This window comes from Pseudomonas sp. F-14 TE3623, from assembly GCF_053629015.1.
Genome location: NZ_JBRJHM010000001.1, coordinates 3,210,874 through 3,229,327, shown reverse-complemented (window position 1 = coordinate 3,229,327; position 18,454 = coordinate 3,210,874). Strand labels below are relative to the sequence as shown.

The following is an 18,454-nucleotide window of genomic DNA, read 5'->3' as shown; positions in this document are numbered from 1 at the left end:
ATGACGCCATGAACGCCAAAATGCTTCTCCTGCTGTTGCTGCCGCTTGCAGGTTGCTCCAGCACCAGTGAAACCCAGCAAATGCCGGTACAGATTCTCACGGCCGAGCCGGCCAATGCCCAGGCCACCGACATGCCCAAGGTTGAACAGACCTTGCGGCCCAAGGATGTGCTGGATGTGATCTTCCACGTCAGCACCAGTAGCTCGGGGGCTTACCGCATTCAGCCCGGTGACCAGGTCGCCCTGAACTTCACCGCGGCCAGCCAGCTTAACGGCACTCAACTGGTGCTGCCCGACGGCACCATCGAACTGCCAGGGGCCAATACCGCGGTGAAAATCGGCGGGCTGACGGCCGTCGAAGCGCGGCAGGAGATCCAGCGTGCCTATGAGCGCAAATCCCTGTTTCAGCCCAATCGCAATCAGGTGACGGTGCTGGTCACCAGCCCGCTGAGCAACGAGCTAAACCTCAAGAGCAACCTGAGCCAGCCCGGTAGCGGTATGACCCGGGAGATCACCGTGGGCAACGACGGCTATGCGAGTTTCCCGGAAATAGGCTCCGTACCACTGCAAGGCATGACGGTCAACCAACTGGAAACGTTCCTCAATCAACGTTACGCGCAACTGCCGGGGCGGATGAGGGTCGACGTCATGCTCAAGTCCACCTCGGGTAACGAAATCTATGTGCTGGGTGAAGTCGCGCAACCGGGCTCCTACCCGATTCGCCGGCCGGTCTCGGTACTCGAAGCGTTGACCCTGGCCCGTGGCACTAACGTCAAGGCGCGACTCGATTCGGTGGTGATCATGCGCCGCACCGGCAACCATGTGCAGGCCGTGCACTACGACGTTGAAAAAGCCTTGTCCGGTGACGCCTCGCAGATTGCTTACCTGCAACCGGACGACATGCTCTACGTGCCCAAGACCAAACTGGCCAGCGCCGGTGAGCTCGCGCGGCAACTGGCGGACGTGGTGTTGTTCCAAGGGGTGGGCTTCGGTTTCGCCTACCGCGTCGACAACAAAGACAGCGACAACTAACGCTCAGGTGACCGACCATGAACCCAAAGGAAAACTACCTGCATGAGTTCTTCAGGATTTTCTTCGCTAACAAACAGTTGGTGAAACGAGTCTTCCTGATCTTTGCAGTGATCGCCCTGATCTTGCCGCTGATGCTCAAGCAGAGCTTCGACATTACCGCGCAGGTGATCGTGCAGTCCAAAAAACTCTCCCAGGGAGACGCCACCACGTCCCTGACCCAAGGTGATGCCTCTTTCATTCCACCGTCACTGGCGGACATGGAAACCGAGAGCAATATCCTGCGTTCGCCGGCCCTGATCCGTCAGACCATCAGCGACCTGCGGGACAAAGGCGAGTACGCGCCCAACCCCGGGATCTTCAGCAAACTGGTGACCGAACCGATCAAACGTTTTGTGACCACCCCCTTGCGTGAATACGTTGTCAATCCGGTGCGCGATGCATTCGGGCTTGAGACCGATCCGGTTCGGGACACCGCCCTGGATACCTACACCCAAGAGGCCGTCGATAACCTGAAAATCGAAACCCTGCCGGGTTCCAACGTGATCTCCATTGTTTACAGCTTTGGCGATCCCGCCCAAGGCACCCGGTTTGTCGCGGCGCTGTTGCAAAACTACCTGGCCAGCCGTCAGGAACTGCAATCGATCGACCTGCCGCAGAGCTTCTACGAAACCAAGAAGAAGCAATATCAGGTGCGTCTCGATGGCTTGGAAGGCACGCGGCTGGCGTTGCTCGAAGGCGTGGGTTCATCCGATCCGAAGGAAGAAATTACCTTCCGCCTCAATGCCATCAATACCGAGGAACAGGCCCTGAACCTGTATCAGGATCGCCTGCTGCAAAGCCAGCGCTGGCTCGACTACCTGAAAACCGCCCTGGCGTCAGCCACCAATACGTCCCGGCTCAGCGAGTACACCTTCCCCTTCACCTTCACCACCACGGTGGACAACATTGCGTTCGAAGACCGCGAGATCAGGCAGCTCGGTGAGCAACTGACCACTCAGGTCAGCCGCTACATGAACGACCTGGCGGTGTTCCAGCCGGGCAGTGAACCGATGCTGTTGACCCGCGAGCAGATTTCCCGCACCCGTCAGCAGTTCCTGAAAATCGTCAGCAACCGGATTCAGGAGCGGACCAACGACCTGGCGATTGTCACCTCGGTGATCAAGCAGAAAACCGCGCGCATCGCCGACTTCAAGGACCGCATCCATCAGTTGCAAGTGGCTCAAAGCAAGCTTGCGCAGATGGACACCGAGATCAATGCCTTGCACGCGGCGTTCTCCACCTACGCCCAACGCTTTGCCGAAAGCAGCTCCGCCGGTTTGCTGGACAACGATATGTCCAACGCCCGGGTACTCAGCCCGCCGTACGAACCGACCGAGGCGGCGTTTCCCAAACCGCTGCTGATCATTCCGTTCGGGATGCTGACCGGTCTGCTGCTGGCGATTGCCTTTGTCTACGTGCGTGAGTTCTTCGATCACCGCTTCAAACACCCAGCGCAAATCACCCATGAACTGGGCTTGCCGGTGCTGTTGGTGATCAACGAGCAAGACGTTATGCCGAACAACCCGCACAAAAACTGGACCGTGGATAGCTTCGTGCATTGGGTGCGCCATTGAACGGGCCGCTCAGCGCCAGCGCTCTGCCGATCATGCATTTGATCAGCAGCGGCGGCTTCTATGGGGCTGAGCGGATGCTGCTGGACCATTGCCTGGCGACGCCGGGGCGGCACCAAGTGCTGTTTCTCGATGCGCCGCCAGTGCTGATCGCGCGATTTCGCGAGGCTGGGGTCGATTGCCGCAGCTTCACGGGTTTGAGGCAATTGCTGCGTCATTTACGTCAGCGGCGGGCTGAACAGCCGCTGATCAATACGCACAATTTCAAGGGTCTGTTATTTGGTTGGGTGAGTGCGACGTTGTTGGACTTGCCATTGGTGATTACCCAACACGGTTTCACCCCACGCAGTCGCAAGCAACGCCTCTACGGCTGGCTGAGTTTGCAACTGTGCCGCACGGCGTCGGTGCATCGGGTTGTTTGCGTGGCTGAAAGCATCGCCGTACTGCATCGCAGAGCGAGTGTTCGAGCGGAGAAACTGCAAGTGATCCCCAATGGTCTGCCAGCAGCTAGCGACCTGCTGCCCAACAACGTCAAACACCCGCGCTGGCTGGCGGGCTACGTTGGAAGGCTGAGCAATGAAAAAGGCCCGGACCTGTTTCTCGATGCCCTGATTCCGCTCTGTCAGCAACACTCGCAACTGGACGCCGTGATGCTCGGCGACGGCCCGGAACAGGCAGCCCTGCTGGCGCGGATTGCCGCTGTCGGCTTGCACAAACGCATCACCCTGCCGGGTTATCAGACCGACATGAACCGGTGGTGGCAGCAACTCGATGCGCTGGTGATCAGCTCGCGCACCGAGGGCACGCCGATGATTTTACTGGAGGCGATGCAGGCCGGAGTGCCGGTGGTGGCATTCAGCGTCGGCGGGATACCCGATGTGCTGGAGGATCGGCACAACGGCCTGCTGGCGACACCCACCGACAGCGCCGCCCTCGCCCGGCAGATCGACACGCTGCTGAGTGAGCCGGCACTGGCTCGCGAATTGATCGACAACGCAAGACGTACGCAATTGGACCGTTACGACCTGAAGGCCTTGGCCGAACGCTGGTCGCAGCTTTATATCCGTACTGCACGGGAGGCACGCGCGTGATCTTTCCGCTCTCGATCGTCAGTCTGCTCGCCCTGGTCTGCCTTGGTTTGCTGGCCAGTCCTTATCCTTATCTGGCACCAGGCGCGGTGCTCGGCCTGGTGGCTGTCGCGGTGCTGTACCGAAAACCTGCCTGGGGTTTGTTGGGCATCGCGGCGCTGGTGCCGTTCGAAGGTTTCTTCAAGGGCAATGCGCTGTCGGGCACCAAATTCATCGGTGCTTCGCTGGCGCTGATCGTGATGTTGCAACTGGCTATCCACCAGATTCCGTCCGAGCGCCTGCGCAGCAACATCTGGCGCTACTTGATCTGGTTCATGGTGTTGTACCTGTTGAGCATGATCAATACCGACAACCTGGACATGTCCCAGAGTCATCTGCGGGATCTGAGTGTCGGCCTGGTTCTGTTTGTAATCACCTTGCTGATCGGCCGTGATTTGAACCTCGATATGTTCGCCCGGCTGGTGACCCTCAGCGTCAGCGCGACCAGCGCGCTGGCCATGTTCTCCACCAAGTATCAGGACCAGGGCCGCGCCGCCGGGCTGCTGGAAGACCCGAACTCGTTTGCACTGCTGATCGCCTTCGCCGTGCCGTTGGCTCTGCTGCTGGTGATTCGCAGCCCGAACCTGTTGCACCGGTTGTTCTGGGGCGGCTGCTGCATTTTGCTGCTGGGCGGCATGACCAAGACCGATTCCCGTTCCGGGCTGGTGGTGCTTTTTATCAGCTTGATGATCGGCGCCTGGCACTACCGCGCGCAGTTGCCACGCATCCGTCCGCGCCACTTGGGTTTTGCCATGCTTGGTCTTGCGATCGTGATCCCGCTGGCCATTTATTCAATGCCGGCCGGTTACATCGCACGCATTCAGTCCTTGAGCATTTTGAAGGCCGGCGCCAAGAGCCAGGACGAATCCCTCGGCCGCCGCACGTCGTACATCCTGGTCGGCAGCCAGATCATTCGTGAGCACCCGTTACTCGGTTCCGGCCCCGGCACCTTCCCGCTGCACTACGCCACCACCGGTTACGCCAAGGTGTTTTCCGCCAACCGCAAGCCCAGTGACCTGTACCGCCGCGCTCACAACACTTACCTGGAAATCTTCAGCGAAGTGGGGATTCCCGCCGGGCTGTTGTTCGTCGGCATGCTGGGCCTTGGGATGTACAACCTGATCCGTGCCCGTCATGCCTGGTTGCTGCGACGGGATTGGGAACAGGCCGACCTGATCACACACCTGGGCATCAGCTATCTGTCGCTGATGCTGTTTTTGATGTTCCTCAGCGCACCAAATCACAAATACCTGTGGATCATGCTCGCCCTGACTTTCGTGTTGCGCCTCAAGGCTGAAGAACGTCCGCCGACGGAGGCCAAGGCATGAGCCGCATCAGCCTCGTCATCCCGATGTACAACGAAGCCCGACACATCGGTCGTACGTTGCTCGCCGCGAAAAAAGCCGCTGAGGCCACCGGGCTGGAATGCGAGTTGATCGTGGTCGATAACGGCTCCGACGATCAGGGCCCGCACATCGCTCGCCAGTTCGGTGCGCAGGTGCTGGTGCTGCCCGGCCTGCTGATCGGCGCCCTGCGCAATCGCGGGGCGGCGGTGGCGACAGGCGAATGGCTGGGCTTCATCGATGCCGATATCGAGATGCCCGGGGACTGGCTGACGCTCTTGTTCGAACTGGAGTCCGGCGGTCAGGCCGATGTCCTTGCCCTGGACTTGCACACCCCTATCCAAGCGCCGTGGTTTGCCACGGCCTGGCAACGCCGCATGGCCCGCCCGACCACTCACACCTTGCACCCGGTGCGATGGCTGCCCAGCGCCAACCTGCTGATGCGCCGCACCTGGTTCGATAAGGTCGGCGGCTTCGACGAAACCCTGCGCACCGGTGAAGACAAGGCGTTCACCTTGCGCCTGAGCGAAGCCGGCGCACGATTGCTCGCGGTCAACCAAAGCGTCGCCTTGCATTGGGGTTACGAAGGCAGTTGGCGCGAATGGATGGGCAAGGAATTGTGGCGCCAGGGCAGTCACCTGCAACTGCTGCGCACCCAAGGGATGAGCCTGCGCTTGTTGCGGTTCCCGGCCTTTTCGATGGGCGTCTGGGGGCTGGATTTCATCGCACTATCCGCCCTGCTCAATGGTTTCTCTCAAGTGGCGTTATTTATCGTGTTCATCACCAGCCTGCCAGCGCTGGTGCTGAGCCTGCGCCAGAGCCTTAAACACCGTGACATTGGCCTGATGCTGCAACTGTGGGGCCTGCACTGGGTGCGCTTGCACCTGGCCGGTGCCGCGCTCATTTTGAGCCTGTGTCATTGGAATGCCAGGAGGCCGGCCCGTGGCTGAACTCATTTTCTGGTTGTGCCTGTTATTGCCGGTGTATGCCTGGCTCGGCTACCCGCTGCTGCTGACGCTGATCGCGCCGTTGTTTCGCGTGCGGCGTCATGTACCAGCACAACCCATGAATGTCAGCATCATCATCGCCGCGCACAACGAGGCCCGGCATATCGAAGAGAAGTTGCGCACCCTGCTCACCCAGGATTATCAGGCGCGCTCGCTACACATCATTCTGGCCAGCGACGGCTCCACCGACGACACCGTGGCCTGCGCCCACAAGGTCATCGACCCGCGCATCAGCGTGCTCGACCTGCCCCGTCAGGGCAAGGCAGCCACCTTGAATGCCGGCGTCGCCCTGAGCACGGGTGAGATTCTGGTGTTCACCGATGCCGACAACCAATGGTCGACCGACACCCTCGGCCAGTTGCTCGCGCCCCTGGCCGATCCGGAGGTCGGGGCCTGTGCCGGGCACATGCTGATCCCGGTGCCGGGCAAGGGCCTGAGCCTGGGCGACAGCCTTTATCGGCATTACGAAGGCTGGTTGCGCAAGATGGAAAATCGCACCGGCTGCATGGTCTCCGCCGACGGCGCCCTGCTCGCCCTGCGTCGCGAGTTGTTCCAGCACGTGCCGGCGGAGGTCAATGACGACTTCTTTATCAGCACCTGTGCGCCGGTGGCGTTCAAACGCATCGTCTATGTGCCCGAAGCACAAGTGAGCGACCAGGGTGTCGACGAAATCGCCAAGCAATGGCGTCGTCGCCAGCGCGTCACCGTCGGCGGCCTGCAAAGCCTCGCCCAGCGCCGGGAGATGCTGAACCCTTGGCGGTATGGCCTGTATGCGATTGCACTGATCAGCCACAAGCTGATTCGACGCCTGGCACCGATCCTGTTGCTGCCGTTGCTGCTGAGCAATTTCTGGCTGTGGAATGTACATGGCTTCTATCGCCTGAGCCTGATCGCGCAACTGCTCGGTTACGCGATGGCCATCGTCGGCCTGCTGGATGTGCAACACCGTTTGCCCAAACCCTTTCGCCTCGCCGCGTTTGTTCTGGTGACCCTTGCCGGGATGAGTATCGGTCTGTGGCAGTTCTTGCGCGGCCAGCGGTACGCGCAATGGAACCCCGAGCAAAATCGTTGAAAGGACCGCGCCATGGCGATCAAACAATTATTAAAACGCACCAGTGGCTGGCTTTATCTCAACTCGCCCGTAGGCCGTCACCAATTGCACGGTGCCGGGGTGATCCTGATGCTGCACCGGGTGCTGGCCAATGACCGCGCCGCCGACCTGCCCCATCGCAATGAACTGTGCGTCGGGCCGAAGGCGTTCGAGCATCTGCTCGCCTGGTTGAAAAAAAACTTCGAATGCGTGCCGTTGATGGAGATCTTGCAACCCGGTGCCATCAGAACCGAACGGCCAAAAGTCGCCCTGACCTTCGACGACGGCTGGCGCGACAACGCGCTGAATGCCTTCCCGTTGCTGAAAAAGTATCAGGTGCCGGCGAGCATTTTTCTCTCCACCGATTTCATTGGCAGCCGGCAACGTTTCTGGTGGGAAAGTCTGGGGGAAACCCTGTGGCACAGCCACGGTGAAAAAGCCCGGACGCATTTGATTGAATACCTGCAACAGCTTGGGCGACCGCTACCGGTGCTGCTCGATGATCTGGATGTGCAGCGCCGTAGCCTGGCGCTTTTGCATTTTCTGCAAAGTCTGAAAACCTTGCCTGCGGGCGAACTGAACCGGCTCACCGATCAATGCCCCGAGGAGTCGTTGCCCCAGGCTCTGGACTGGCATCAAGTACGCGCGCTGGAAGCCAGCGGATTGATCCGCTTCGGTCCCCATGGCGCCAGCCACGCGATACTCACCGGCCTTGACGATCAACGTCTGGATGAGGAACTGAGCCGCAGCCGCAATGCCCTGCTGAACGGTTGCAACCGGCCACTGCCGGTCTACTGCTACCCCAATGGCGACCATGATGCGCGGGTGCGCGAACACGTGGCGGACCATGATTTCCCGTTTGCCTTGGGCACCGTCGCCGGGATTTATCGTGGTATCAGCGATCCATTGGCCTTGCCGCGAATCGGCATCAGCCAGCGCACCGCGCGCAATCCGGAGTTGTTGTCCTGGCGCATCTACCGCGGAGCCAGGCCATGAGTCGCAGTCATTACCTCAAACACCTGGCCCTGAGCATGGGCACCAAACTGGCGATGATCGGCCTGCGGTTGCTGCGCAACGTATTGCTGGCGCGGATTCTGGGGCCTAGCGAGCGAGGTCTGTTTGCGTTGCTCAGTACCCTGCCCGATTTGATCAGCGCCGCCACCAGCGGCGGGCTGAATTCGGCGGTGGGGTATCAGGCGGCCAAGCAACGACCCATGGGATTGTTGCTGAGCCAGGTGCTGGTATTTGGTTGCCTGCTGGCGGGTTTGCTGACGTTGCTGGTGGTGGCGCTGGTGCGGGAGTTCGGTGGTGAACTCGACATCACCACGCAACTGGGATTGCTCGCCTGGCTGTTACTGCTGGCGGTGCCGCTGACCGTGCTCAAGAGCGGCCTGCTGACCTTGCACAATGCGTCGGGCGGCGTGGTGGCGTTCAATGCCTTGCGGCTGGTGGAATCCCTGGCGCCACTGCTGCTGTTTCTGGCCTTGTTCTGGATGTGGAAAGACGCAGCCCTGGAAGCGGCGCTGATCAGTTGGCTGGCTGGCTTCAGCCTGGTGGTGCTGGCCGGGTGGTTCTGGCTCAAGCGCGCTCAGCCCCTGGCGTTGCAATGGGACCGCGCCAGCCAGAATGAACTGCTGCGCTACAGCGCTCGCAGCCATCCGGACCTGCTATTCCAACAAGTGATTCTGCGCTCCGATTTCCTGTTCATCGGCGCCCTGCTCGGCAGCGCGGCGCTGGGGCATTACGCCATGGCCAGCGCCGCCGCCGAGCTGTTGCTGATCGTCCCGGAAGCGGTGACCACGCCGCTGATGAAACGCCTGCTGCAACAGGACGAAGGCATGGATCGCCTGACGCCGTTGGCGCTACGCCTGACCGCCACGGTGATGCTCGGCGCCTGCCTGACCATGGCGGTGATCGGTGAATGGCTGATCATCACGTTGTTCGGCATTGCCTATCAGCCAGCCTACCCGGCGTTGCTGGCGCTGCTGCCGGGGCTGCTCGGCCTTTGCTATGCGAGCATCCTGCGCCTGGATTTGCTGGGCAAAAATCGCCCCGGCACGATTTCACTGTTGATGGGCCTCGGCGCGTTGCTGAACCTGGCCCTGAACCTGTTGTTGATCCCGATTTACGGCATCGTTGGCGCCGCGACGGCATCGTCCATCGCCTACCTGGCGGTCACCCTCGCGCTGCTGGTGATGTATTGCCGGTTGAGCGGCGTACCGGTCTGGCAAACCCTGATCATCCTGCCCAGCGATGTGGCCCCGATGCTTCAGATGCTGCAACGGAAATCGGCATGAAACGCCTCATGCTGCTGTTGAGCCTGGGCCTCGGTTTGAGCGCCCAGGCGGCGCCCATGCGCTGGGCTGATATTCGCGACGGCAGCTTGTACCTGCAAACGGATCGCCCCGACACGCTGACTATTCGTTGGGCTCCGGCGTGGCAGGCCGACGCCAACGAAGAACGCCTGTATCTGCTCGATGGCAACGGCAACCTCAAGGGCGAGCGCCTGATCGCCGCCAGTGAAACCCGAGGCAAACAGAGCTGGCCGCTGGCGCCGAGTGCCGCCAGTTATCGATTGGAAATCCCGGGCTACAGTTTCCGTCGCTACACGATCGAACACGACGAGCACACCGTGGCGTTGTTCGCCCCGGCCAAGGTGCATTTCAGCGCCGAAACCCGCGGCGGCGATGAGCTGTATTTCAAGGTCGCGCCGGGGGAACACGCAGTATTGGCCGGCAAGTTTCACGGTGGGATCAATACCCTGCAAGCCCAGCGAGTGAGCGACAACAAACAGCTGTCCCTGGCGCTGAAACCCTATCGCGCCTACTGGCAGTTCGATCAGGTGGCATTGCCCGTCACTCAGGACGAACAGGTCTGGCGACTGCGCCTGCAAGGCAGCGGCAAGGTCGCATTCTGGCTCGATGGCACGGCGAACCTGTTTGCCCAGAACCCGCAGCAGCTAAAACCGCTGCGCGAGGACGATGGCCAGACCCGCTTGACCCTGCACAAAGAGCTGCTCGGCCCCACCCCGAACCTGGGCATTTACTTGCCCTACGTGCTGCCCCCTCAATCCAGCTTCGCAGCGCTCGATGCCCTCAAGCCTCAGGCAGGCACCTATTACAGTTTCGTTGACGTCACCGCGCAAAATCCGCACCACGAAGATGCGTTCCGCCAGCTCTATCAGAACCGCTTCGGCATCACGCAGGACCTCACGCTGTTGGCCGGCACCCAGCGTCAGGCCGATCTGCGCGCCGACACCCAAAGCAACGCCGGCCTCGACGCCTGGCTCGCCGCCACTCGCGCCCTCGGCGGCAACGGTACGCACTACATCGCGTTCGCCGACGAGCCGAACCTCAATTACCCGAGCTACGCCGACTACCAGGCGATCTTCAACAGCATGGCCCGGCAAGTGCGCAGCGATCCGGCCAACGCCAAGGCCGGTGTGCGCATCGCGATGCCCGCCACTTCGCGCTTCGTTAACGGCCCGTTCGCCGACAACGCCGTCGACAAGCGCGGTATCGATTGGGCGCGGCGCCTGCTGGCCGAATCCGGCGAGCAGATCGACGCCCTCGCCTGGCACGAATGGATGATTCGCGACCTGTTGGCGACGCGGGTCTACCGCGACAGCGTGCGCCGTGCCGCCGAGTTGGTGGGCCTCGATGCCAAGGGCCGGCCACGCAAAGCCTTGCTGCTGGATCAGACCAACCTGTCCAGCGGCTCAAGCCTGAGCCCTTACGATCAGGAAACCCATTTTGCCTCGCTGTGGTGGACCTCGGTGGTCATCAACTCGACGCAGGACGGGTTGCTGGACATGCTCAACTGGTTCCAGGCCGCCGACGAACCGACTTACCCCAAAGGCATGGTGCGGGTGCTGGGCGGCGATCGTTTCGAACTCAAGCCGGTGGGCCTGGCCCAGCAATTCATCCAGCAGCACTGGCTGAAAAACGTCATGCGCCTGGACAACGACGCCTTCGAAGTCGATGTGCTGGCCATGGCCACCGAACGCCAGCGAAGTTTACTGGGGGTCAACAAGGGGGTGCGCTTGCAGCGTGTCGATCTGGCCGGGGCGACGTGCCCGCTGGTAAAGGGAGCGCTGGTGTACTTCGGTGCCGACAGCCGCAGTCGTAGCGCTCAATTCAACTGTCACGACGGTCGCGTCAGCTTCGACCTGCCGGGCGAAACCTTGTTCGCCTTGAGCTGGAGCGCCTCATGAACGCTGTCAACTTACATCACCACGACCGCGCCGCGCTCAACTGCGCGCTGCAGGACGCCATCCGCGACCGGTCCCTGTCAGGAGGCAATGATATGAATGCCTTAGGGAAACTTCGCCAACACATCAAACGAAAAGGCCTGCGTGCAACGATCAGGGTCGTATGGCGGCGCTACGTGTTTGCTCACTGGGCGCTTTTGTGGATGAAGCGTGACCTGGTCAGCCCGGTACCGCCTCACCAGCTCAAGCCTTGCCCACCGCTGCAAGTGAAGACCATCACGGTGCACAACATCGCAGCCTTTGCCCGTCACTTTGGCGACCGGATCAACATCATGGAAGAACTGGCCACCGAGGGTTACACCGGGCACATGTATCTGGATGGCAACGGCGACGCGGTGGCCTTCATCTGGGGCAGCACCCGGGAGTATCACGACCGGCATTTCTACGGCTGCACGTTCCCGGTAAACAAAGGCGAATTCTTCGAATTCGGCGGCGAACTGGCCCGTGCCTATTGGGGCACCACGCTTTCGGTGGACCTGCAACTGCGACTCTGGAAAGCCATGCAGGCCCAAGGTTGCAACACGGTCGTGGATGTCTGCGACGCCCACAATATACCGGCGCTGAAACTGCACATTCGCATGGGCTATCAAGAGCAAGGACGCATCCAGCACGTCTATCGATTATTCGGTCGCTGGCGCTTCTTTCGTGAGACCCGTTACAGCGACTCACGCCTGGATGCGCTACGTAAACCGTCCCGTTCACCTGTTCCTGAGGCGGTGGCCTGAACTTATGGTGGCACGATTCGAATGGCGCACGTCGTTGTGCGCCCCGGACTTTCCGGCAGCTGCCTATGAGGGGTTGCGCCTGCGCGTGCCCGATCACACGCCGTTCAACACCCTGGCCTGGCTGTGCGCGTCGGAACAGGCACTGACCGCTGGGGAACGCTTGCACGTTCTGCTCGGCTGGCAAGGTGATGAATTGGCCTTGTGCCTGCCGCTCGTGGCGTCCGTGGAGCGCTTTGGACGGTTGCCATTTCGGGTCTTGCGTCACCTCGGTTATCCCCTCACCGATCGCCTGGCCCTGCTCACCTGTCTCGATACCGACAGCATGCGCAAGGCGCTGGTAATCATCCGCCGTCACTTGCCCCATGCGATGCTGCAACTCAATGAATTGTCCGAACCCATCGGCGAAGAAAGCGCGCTGACCGCATGGATGGCCCACAGCTCGACCGGCGAGCGCCGCCTCAGTTGCCGGGTGCCGGTGCATTTGATCAGCGAGGCCGACCACCAGGAAGTCTCCGGCGACCCGCGCTACAAACTGCGCCGGGCGCGTAAACGCATCTTGGCCTATGGTGCCCAGATCCGACGCGTAATCCCTGACGCGGCCACCATCGGGCCTTTATTGCAAGCCCTCAGCGACGTCGAAGCGCAGAGCTGGAAAGGCGTCGAAGGCGTGGGGATTTTCACCAGCAACCGTAGCCGGCAATGGATCGACCTGGCCTTCACCGCCCTCGCCAAACAGGGACTGCTGCGGGTGATACTGCTGGAGCTGGACGGACGCTGCATCAGTTACCGGCTCGGGTTGCTGGAACAGGGCCGGCTGTACGACTACAACCTGGCGTTCCTGCCGAAATACGCCGATCTGGGCAGCGGTCGTGTGCTGCTCGAAGAGTGGATTCGCTGGGGCCTGGACGATAACTGGCACTGGATCGACGCTTCGCGGGTCAGCCTGAAGAGCTCCAGCCATCAACTCCATGAGCGCATGACCGGGCAACTTGAGCACTGGCGCTGGAGCTTTTACTCCTGGCGCCCCAGCGGCCTCGCCTTGGGGCTGACCATGCGACTCTGGCATCACTTCAAGCCGTGGTTGAAAAAGTGGCGGGCCTGGCGTGAAACGCTGCTGCCTGTTGCTGAACCCACCCCTGCACCCGACGCCGCCGCAGCCGCCGACAAAGGCCCTGCGCCCACCGAAAAAACCATGGAGGGCAAACATGCCTCGCCAAGTCATAGTCAACGCTGACGATTTCGGCCTCAGCTCGAGCGAAAACGCGGTGATCCTCGGCGCCTTCCAGGCCGGGGTCATCAGCTCTGCCACTGCCATGGCCAACATGCCGGCGTTCGAGGAGGCCTGCGTCCTGGCACGGCAGCCGTTGCTCCTGGGGCGAATCGGGTTGCACTTCAACCTCACCTATGGCCGGCCGTTGAGCCCGTCGATTCTCACGCGTTCGACGTTCTGTGACAGCCAGGGCGTGTTCAATCTCAACCTGCCCCGCCACAGTCTCTGGCTCAACCGCCTGGATCGCGACGCGGTGCTGGAGGAACTCGAAGCCCAATGGCAACGCTGCCTGGACAATGGCCTGCGCCCCAGCCACATCGACTCCCATCAGCACGTGCACAACATCTGGCCCATCGGCGAAGTCGTCGCGCGTTTCGCCGCCCGCCAAGGGGTGCCCGTGCGACTGGCGCGCCATTTGGGAAATAACCTGAGTGTGCCCAAGCGGGTATACAAGACGCTGTTCAATCATCGATTGAACCGCCTCGCCGGAGCGACCGCCCAGTACGTATGCACCCCGGTAGACCTGCGCAACGTGGCGATGCCGATCGACGGCCTGTTGGAAATCGTTGTCCACCCGACCCCTATCGGGGCCGATTTTGGCGATATCTATTTAAACCCCGGAGAGTCTCTGGCTCACATTCTGGAGAAGCGTCTCCCGGGCATTCCGAGAGTGTCCTATGCCGTTGTGCCGAGGACGCTCAAAGACGAACAGCAGTACTCGATTGAGCTACACCCGTTGCAACCTTGATTTATCGCTATCGAAAACCTTATCCACCACACCCTGGCTTCAGCCACGGAGGACTTCATGAGCGCCATCGCCAAGCTTCGCGAACGAATCAAAGAAAAAGGCCTGCTTCACACGCTCCAGACGCTCTGGAACCGCTATGTGTACTTGCACCGAGAGCTGCTGTGGCTGGGACGCGATCTGGTCACCCCAATAGCGCCGCACAAACTACGGCCCTACACGGGCTTGCGTCTGGTGACGATTACCCAGGAGAACGCCAAGGCTTTCACCAAGTATTACGGTAATCGCGTCAAGGCCATGGCCCAAATCGCGTCCGAAGGTCATACCGGGCACATGTATCTGGACGAGGAAGGTGATGCGATCGGATTCATTTGGGGCAGCCTCAGTGACTACTTTGACCAGCACTATTACGGCTGCTGGTTCCGGGTCCAACCCGGTGAGTTTTTCCAGTTCGGCGGTGAGATGATCCCTCAATACTTCGGCTCCGCCCTGTCGGTGGATGCCCAGTACAATATTTGGGGTGCGATGCGGGACCAAGGTTGCGACAAGGTCATGGACGTCTGCGATGCCCGCAACATCCAGGCCATGAAAATGCACCTGCGCATGGACTACCAGGAGCAAGGGCGCATCACCCACGTCTACGACCTGTTCGGCCGCTTTCGCTTCTTCCGCGAAACCTACTACAGCGGCTCGCGGCTGACTGAACTGCGCAAACCTGCGCAGTCGACGGCGACTGCGGCGCAGGCGTGATTTGGGCTGGTGGGTGTTCGTTGCTTGATTTTCCGCCATCGTGGGTTTTCCTGCGATGGCGTCATTTTGCCTACACAATTTAGGGAAAAACACACACCAGACCAGAGAATGAACTGACTGCTCGTCCGTATTCATATGGATACATTCGAGCAATGAATTATCTTATTCAACAAACCAAAATCTTCGTGACATGGCATGCCTCGATTCGCGACTTGCGGGCCAAGGTTGCGATCGCTCGTCGCATTGAACGTGCCTCTGCGGGTAATCTAGGCGATATCAAGCCCGTGGGTGATGGTGTCTCCGAAATGCGCATGGACGTCGGTGCAGGCTATCGGGTCTACTTCACCATGAGAAATGGCGTAGTCATCGTATTGCTGGCCGGTGGTGACAAGTCCTCGCAAAACACCGATATCCGGCGGGCGAAAAAATTGGCAAGGGAGGTTTAAACATGGGCCAGACTTTGACTACTTTCGATATGGCAGCACTGCTCGACAGTGACGAAGCCATCAGCGAGTACCTCTCTCAGGTACTGGCAGACGGCGACAACGAAGAGTTTCTTCGTGCTATTGGCTACGTGGTAAAGGCCCGTGGCATGACACAAATCGCCAAAGATTCCGGAATGGGCCGCGAAAGCCTGTACAAAGCCTTCGCGCCAGGCGCGAAACCACGTTTTGATACGGTTCTAAAGGTCATTCATGCCCTTGGCATTGATCTCTGCGCACAACCGGGACATGCGGCAAATCACTCAACTCTCTGAAAATGTCTTCGGCACTACGTTGTTCGCCTTCACCGCGACCAACGTGTAGCACAACGGCAACTGCGCCTTTTGCTGCTGATACCGATCGTAGAGTTCTTCGCGGTTGGAATGCGGGTATTCCTTGAAGTGGCTGATCTGCAACGCCGCCTCAACGGCACCGGTGAAGATGGCGCCCAGGGTGTGGACGAACCAGTAAGACGCTGAGGCCGGCTGTTCGACTTTGCCTTCATAGACGATCGGCTGGTTCTGGACGAAAGGTTCGCTGCGAAAATACGAGCTGTCCAGGCGATAGGGATCGGCTGACTCGGGGTCGAACATTTCCAGGAACGGGTGGGTTTCGTACACCACAAGCGCACCGCCGGGCTTGAGGGTTTGCGCGGCATGGCGCAAGAATTCGGCGATGTCCGGCATCCAGTTCAATACACCGATGGTAATCAGCGCTACATCGAAGCGCTGGTGAAGCTCAGTCGGCAGATGATGGATGTCAGCCTCGATGAATTCAGGCTCATGGGGCGAACGGGATGCCAGCTCCCGGGCCTGATCGAGAAAGGCCTCCGACTGGTCAATGCCCACGACACGACGAGCCCCCAAGGCAAACAGCGAAAGACTTTCGCGTCCGTTGTTGCAGCCCAGTTGCACCACATCCTTGCCATCGATGCCGACCTGTTGAAGCAACCCGGTGAGGGTGTCATCCAGGCAGGAAAAATCGCCATGGCTCACGACACTCAAACAGGCCTGCCACTCAGGGGTGTCTTTATGGTGTTGGGCGGAGTCATTCCAGGCATCGCGATTGCTGGCGATGACTTTTTCTTTTGTCGGCATTTCCATTGCACGCTCCAGAATTCGGGCCTTTGATTGGCCGACACGAGTCTGGATCAGCATCAAGAAAATCGCCATTCGAGCTTTGTTGCGAACTTGTAAATCAGCGGTAGTGCGAACCCTCTGCGCGTTGATTCAACCGCTCACGCAAGAACTCGATCAATGCCTGCACCGGTCGCGAACTCTGGCGATGTTGCGGGTAGACAGCCGACAAGGTCAGCGGTTCGGGGCGCAGATCATCCAGCACCGGCACGAGTCGGCCGTCCTTCAGGGCCGAACCGACGATGAACGTCGGCAGGTAGGTGATCCCCATGCCGGCAATGGCCGCGTCCTTGAGCAACTCACCATTGTTGACGCGCATCCGCCCAGTGACGGTGACGTTCAGCGGCTTGCCCCGCCCCTCGAAACGCCATTGCACCTGACGACCGTGGCCATAAGGCAGGCAATCATGGGTGTGCAAATCCTCGGGTTTAAGTGGCGTGCCCCGCTCGGCCAGATACACCGGGCTGGCGCAATACACCCGCTCGATGGAGGCGAGGCGTCGGGCGATCAGTGTCGAGTCTTCCAGCACGCCGATGCGCAATGCCAGATCGTAACCCTCACCGAGCAAGTCCACCGGACGATCACTCAGATCGACTTCCACGGTGACATCGCGATAACGCTGCAGAAACTCCGGTAACAGACACCCCAGATGCGCCACGGCAAACGACAATGGCGCGCTCAGGCGAATAGCGCCGCGAGGCTCGGTGGTCTGGCCGGCGATGCCCTGCTCCACTTGCTCGACTTCGCTGAGCAGGCGCAGGGCTGATTCGTAATAACTCTGCCCCAGCGGCGTGACGTCCAACCGCCGGGTCGAACGGTTGAGCAGGCGCACACCGAGGCGCTCTTCCAGTTGCATCAGGCGGCGGCTGACGAACTGCTTGGACAACCCCAATTGATCGGCTGCCGCAGTGAAGCTGCCAGAGTCCATGACCTGGCAAAAAATACGCATATCCTCGAACGGGTTCATTGTCGCGCCCTGGTTGACAGCAAAACGCTTTATAGCCGTTTTTTCCGTTCCCGACTCCCCAAATCTAAAGATCAAAAGATCGCAGGCTTCGCCAGCTCCTACGAGAGATTGCGTTTCGCCGGTCAATGACGGGTGTCCACAATCATGTAGGAGCTGGCGAAGTCTGCGATCTTTTAAAAGGCTGCCAGCGCAAGTCTGGCAGCCTGATGGCTTACTTGGAGCTCAGCACCGAATAGCTGTTCATCAGGTTGCGATAATTCGGAATGCGGGGCGACAGCAGGTTGGCCAGGCCTTCCATGTCATTGCGCCAGTCGCCTTGCAGCTCGCAGGCTACCGAGAACCAGTTCACCAGCTGTGCGCCGGCCGCTGCCATGCGTGCCCAGGCCGCTTGCTGCACGGTTTCGTTGAACGTGCCGGAAGCGTCGGTGACCACGAACACTTCAAAGCCTTCAGCCAGCGCCGACAGGGTCGGGAAGGTCACGCACACATCGGTCACCACACCGGCGATGATCAGTTGCTTGCGACCGGTGGCCTTGACGGCTTTGACGAAGTCTTCGTTGTCCCAGGCATTGATCTGGCCTGGACGCGGGATGTATGGCGCGTCCGGGAATTGCTCTTTCAACTCCGGCACCATCGGACCGTTCGGGCCGTTTTCGAAGCTGGTGGTCAGGATGGTCGGCAAGTTGAAGAACTTGGCCACGTCGCCCAAGGCCAACACGTTGTTCTTGAATTCGTTGGGCGAGAAATCCTGCACCAACGAGATCAGGCCGGTCTGGTGATCGACCAACAATACAACTGCATCATCTTTGTTCAGACGTTTGTAAGGAACGTTGCTCATGTGAAACTCCTCGCAGGATTGACGTTGCATAGGGCGCCGACACGCCAGGCCGGCGCTTTTTTA

The 18,454-nt window shown here is 60.2% G+C and carries 18 protein-coding genes; 15 read left to right on the top strand and 3 right to left on the bottom strand.

What is annotated here, in order from left to right; translation table 11 throughout:
• The first annotated feature begins 8 nt into the window (after nt 1-8).
• The 15 genes from AB7M29_RS15040 (at nt 9) to AB7M29_RS14970 (ending at nt 15,725) form a co-directional block, all read left to right on the top strand.
• A complete protein-coding gene (locus tag AB7M29_RS15040) occupies nt 9-1,031 on the top strand; it encodes a polysaccharide biosynthesis/export family protein (protein ID WP_217858595.1) in 1,023 nt (340 codons plus the stop codon).
• 17 nt (nt 1,032-1,048) lie between these two features.
• Entirely contained in the window at nt 1,049-2,644 is a 1,596-nt protein-coding gene (locus AB7M29_RS15035) for a GumC family protein (RefSeq protein ID WP_217858596.1), read from the top strand.
• A gap of 32 nt (nt 2,645-2,676) precedes the next feature.
• Nucleotides 2,677-3,732: a glycosyltransferase family 4 protein gene (locus AB7M29_RS15030; RefSeq protein ID WP_408980382.1), complete on the top strand. Its 1,056-nt coding sequence runs from the start codon at nt 2,677-2,679 to the stop codon at nt 3,730-3,732.
• A complete protein-coding gene (locus tag AB7M29_RS15025; protein ID WP_201060078.1) occupies nt 3,729-5,096 on the top strand; it encodes an O-antigen ligase family protein in 1,368 nt (455 codons plus the stop codon). The genes AB7M29_RS15030 and AB7M29_RS15025 overlap by 4 nt, the downstream gene beginning before the upstream one ends.
• Nucleotides 5,093-6,061, top strand: a complete 969-nt coding sequence (locus tag AB7M29_RS15020; RefSeq protein ID WP_454247173.1) for a glycosyltransferase — start codon at nt 5,093-5,095, stop codon at nt 6,059-6,061. The genes AB7M29_RS15025 and AB7M29_RS15020 overlap by 4 nt, the downstream gene beginning before the upstream one ends.
• Nucleotides 6,054-7,190, top strand: coding sequence for a glycosyltransferase family 2 protein (locus tag AB7M29_RS15015; protein ID WP_454247172.1), 1,137 nt, complete (start codon nt 6,054-6,056; stop codon nt 7,188-7,190). The genes AB7M29_RS15020 and AB7M29_RS15015 overlap by 8 nt, the downstream gene beginning before the upstream one ends.
• Before the next feature lie 12 nt (nt 7,191-7,202).
• The gene (locus AB7M29_RS15010) at nt 7,203-8,204 is read left to right on the top strand and encodes a polysaccharide deacetylase family protein (protein WP_217858599.1); all 1,002 of its coding nucleotides are present in this window, start codon (nt 7,203-7,205) and stop codon (nt 8,202-8,204) included.
• Nucleotides 8,201-9,505 carry a lipopolysaccharide biosynthesis protein gene (locus AB7M29_RS15005; protein WP_454247171.1) on the top strand — a complete coding sequence of 435 codons (1,305 nt, stop codon included), beginning with the start codon at nt 8,201-8,203 and terminating at the stop codon, nt 9,503-9,505. The genes AB7M29_RS15010 and AB7M29_RS15005 overlap by 4 nt, the downstream gene beginning before the upstream one ends.
• On the top strand, nt 9,502-11,421 hold the full coding sequence (locus AB7M29_RS15000; protein WP_454247170.1) for a hypothetical protein: 1,920 nt from the start codon (nt 9,502-9,504) through the stop codon (nt 11,419-11,421). Before AB7M29_RS15005 ends, AB7M29_RS15000 begins: the two co-directional genes overlap by 4 nt.
• A 92-nt stretch (nt 11,422-11,513) precedes the next feature.
• On the top strand, nt 11,514-12,203 hold the full coding sequence (locus AB7M29_RS14995) for a GNAT family N-acetyltransferase (protein WP_217858639.1): 690 nt from the start codon (nt 11,514-11,516) through the stop codon (nt 12,201-12,203).
• 4 nt (nt 12,204-12,207) lie between these two features.
• Nucleotides 12,208-13,437, top strand: coding sequence for a GNAT family N-acetyltransferase (locus AB7M29_RS14990; protein ID WP_454247169.1), 1,230 nt, complete (start codon nt 12,208-12,210; stop codon nt 13,435-13,437).
• Complete coding sequence (locus tag AB7M29_RS14985) at nt 13,409-14,221, top strand: ChbG/HpnK family deacetylase (RefSeq protein WP_454247168.1); 813 nt, start codon at nt 13,409-13,411, stop codon at nt 14,219-14,221. Before AB7M29_RS14990 ends, AB7M29_RS14985 begins: the two co-directional genes overlap by 29 nt.
• 57 nt (nt 14,222-14,278) lie before the next feature.
• Nucleotides 14,279-14,968 (top strand): hypothetical protein, encoded by a 690-nt coding sequence (locus AB7M29_RS14980; protein ID WP_052965222.1) that lies wholly within the window; start codon nt 14,279-14,281, stop codon nt 14,966-14,968.
• A gap of 152 nt (nt 14,969-15,120) precedes the next feature.
• Nucleotides 15,121-15,414, top strand: coding sequence for a type II toxin-antitoxin system RelE/ParE family toxin (locus tag AB7M29_RS14975; RefSeq protein ID WP_454247167.1), 294 nt, complete (start codon nt 15,121-15,123; stop codon nt 15,412-15,414).
• A 2-nt stretch (nt 15,415-15,416) separates the two neighbouring features.
• Nucleotides 15,417-15,725 carry an addiction module antidote protein gene (locus AB7M29_RS14970; protein ID WP_063340329.1) on the top strand — a complete coding sequence of 103 codons (309 nt, stop codon included), beginning with the start codon at nt 15,417-15,419 and terminating at the stop codon, nt 15,723-15,725.
• Here AB7M29_RS14970 and AB7M29_RS14965 read toward each other — a convergent pair.
• The 3 genes from AB7M29_RS14965 to ycaC all read right to left on the bottom strand — a co-directional run bounded on the left by AB7M29_RS14965 (nt 15,714) and on the right by ycaC (nt 18,391).
• Nucleotides 15,714-16,553, bottom strand: coding sequence for a class I SAM-dependent methyltransferase (locus AB7M29_RS14965; protein WP_454247166.1), 840 nt, complete (start codon nt 16,551-16,553; stop codon nt 15,714-15,716). The two genes, AB7M29_RS14970 and AB7M29_RS14965, sit on opposite strands and share 12 nt — an antisense overlap.
• Nucleotides 16,554-16,647: 94 nt before the next feature.
• Entirely contained in the window at nt 16,648-17,553 is a 906-nt protein-coding gene (locus AB7M29_RS14960; RefSeq protein WP_217858605.1) for a LysR family transcriptional regulator, read from the bottom strand.
• A 211-nt stretch (nt 17,554-17,764) separates the two neighbouring features.
• Nucleotides 17,765-18,391, bottom strand: a complete 627-nt coding sequence (ycaC, locus tag AB7M29_RS14955) for an isochorismate family cysteine hydrolase YcaC (RefSeq protein WP_123721083.1) — start codon at nt 18,389-18,391, stop codon at nt 17,765-17,767.
• Between the last annotated feature and the right edge of the window lie 63 nt (nt 18,392-18,454).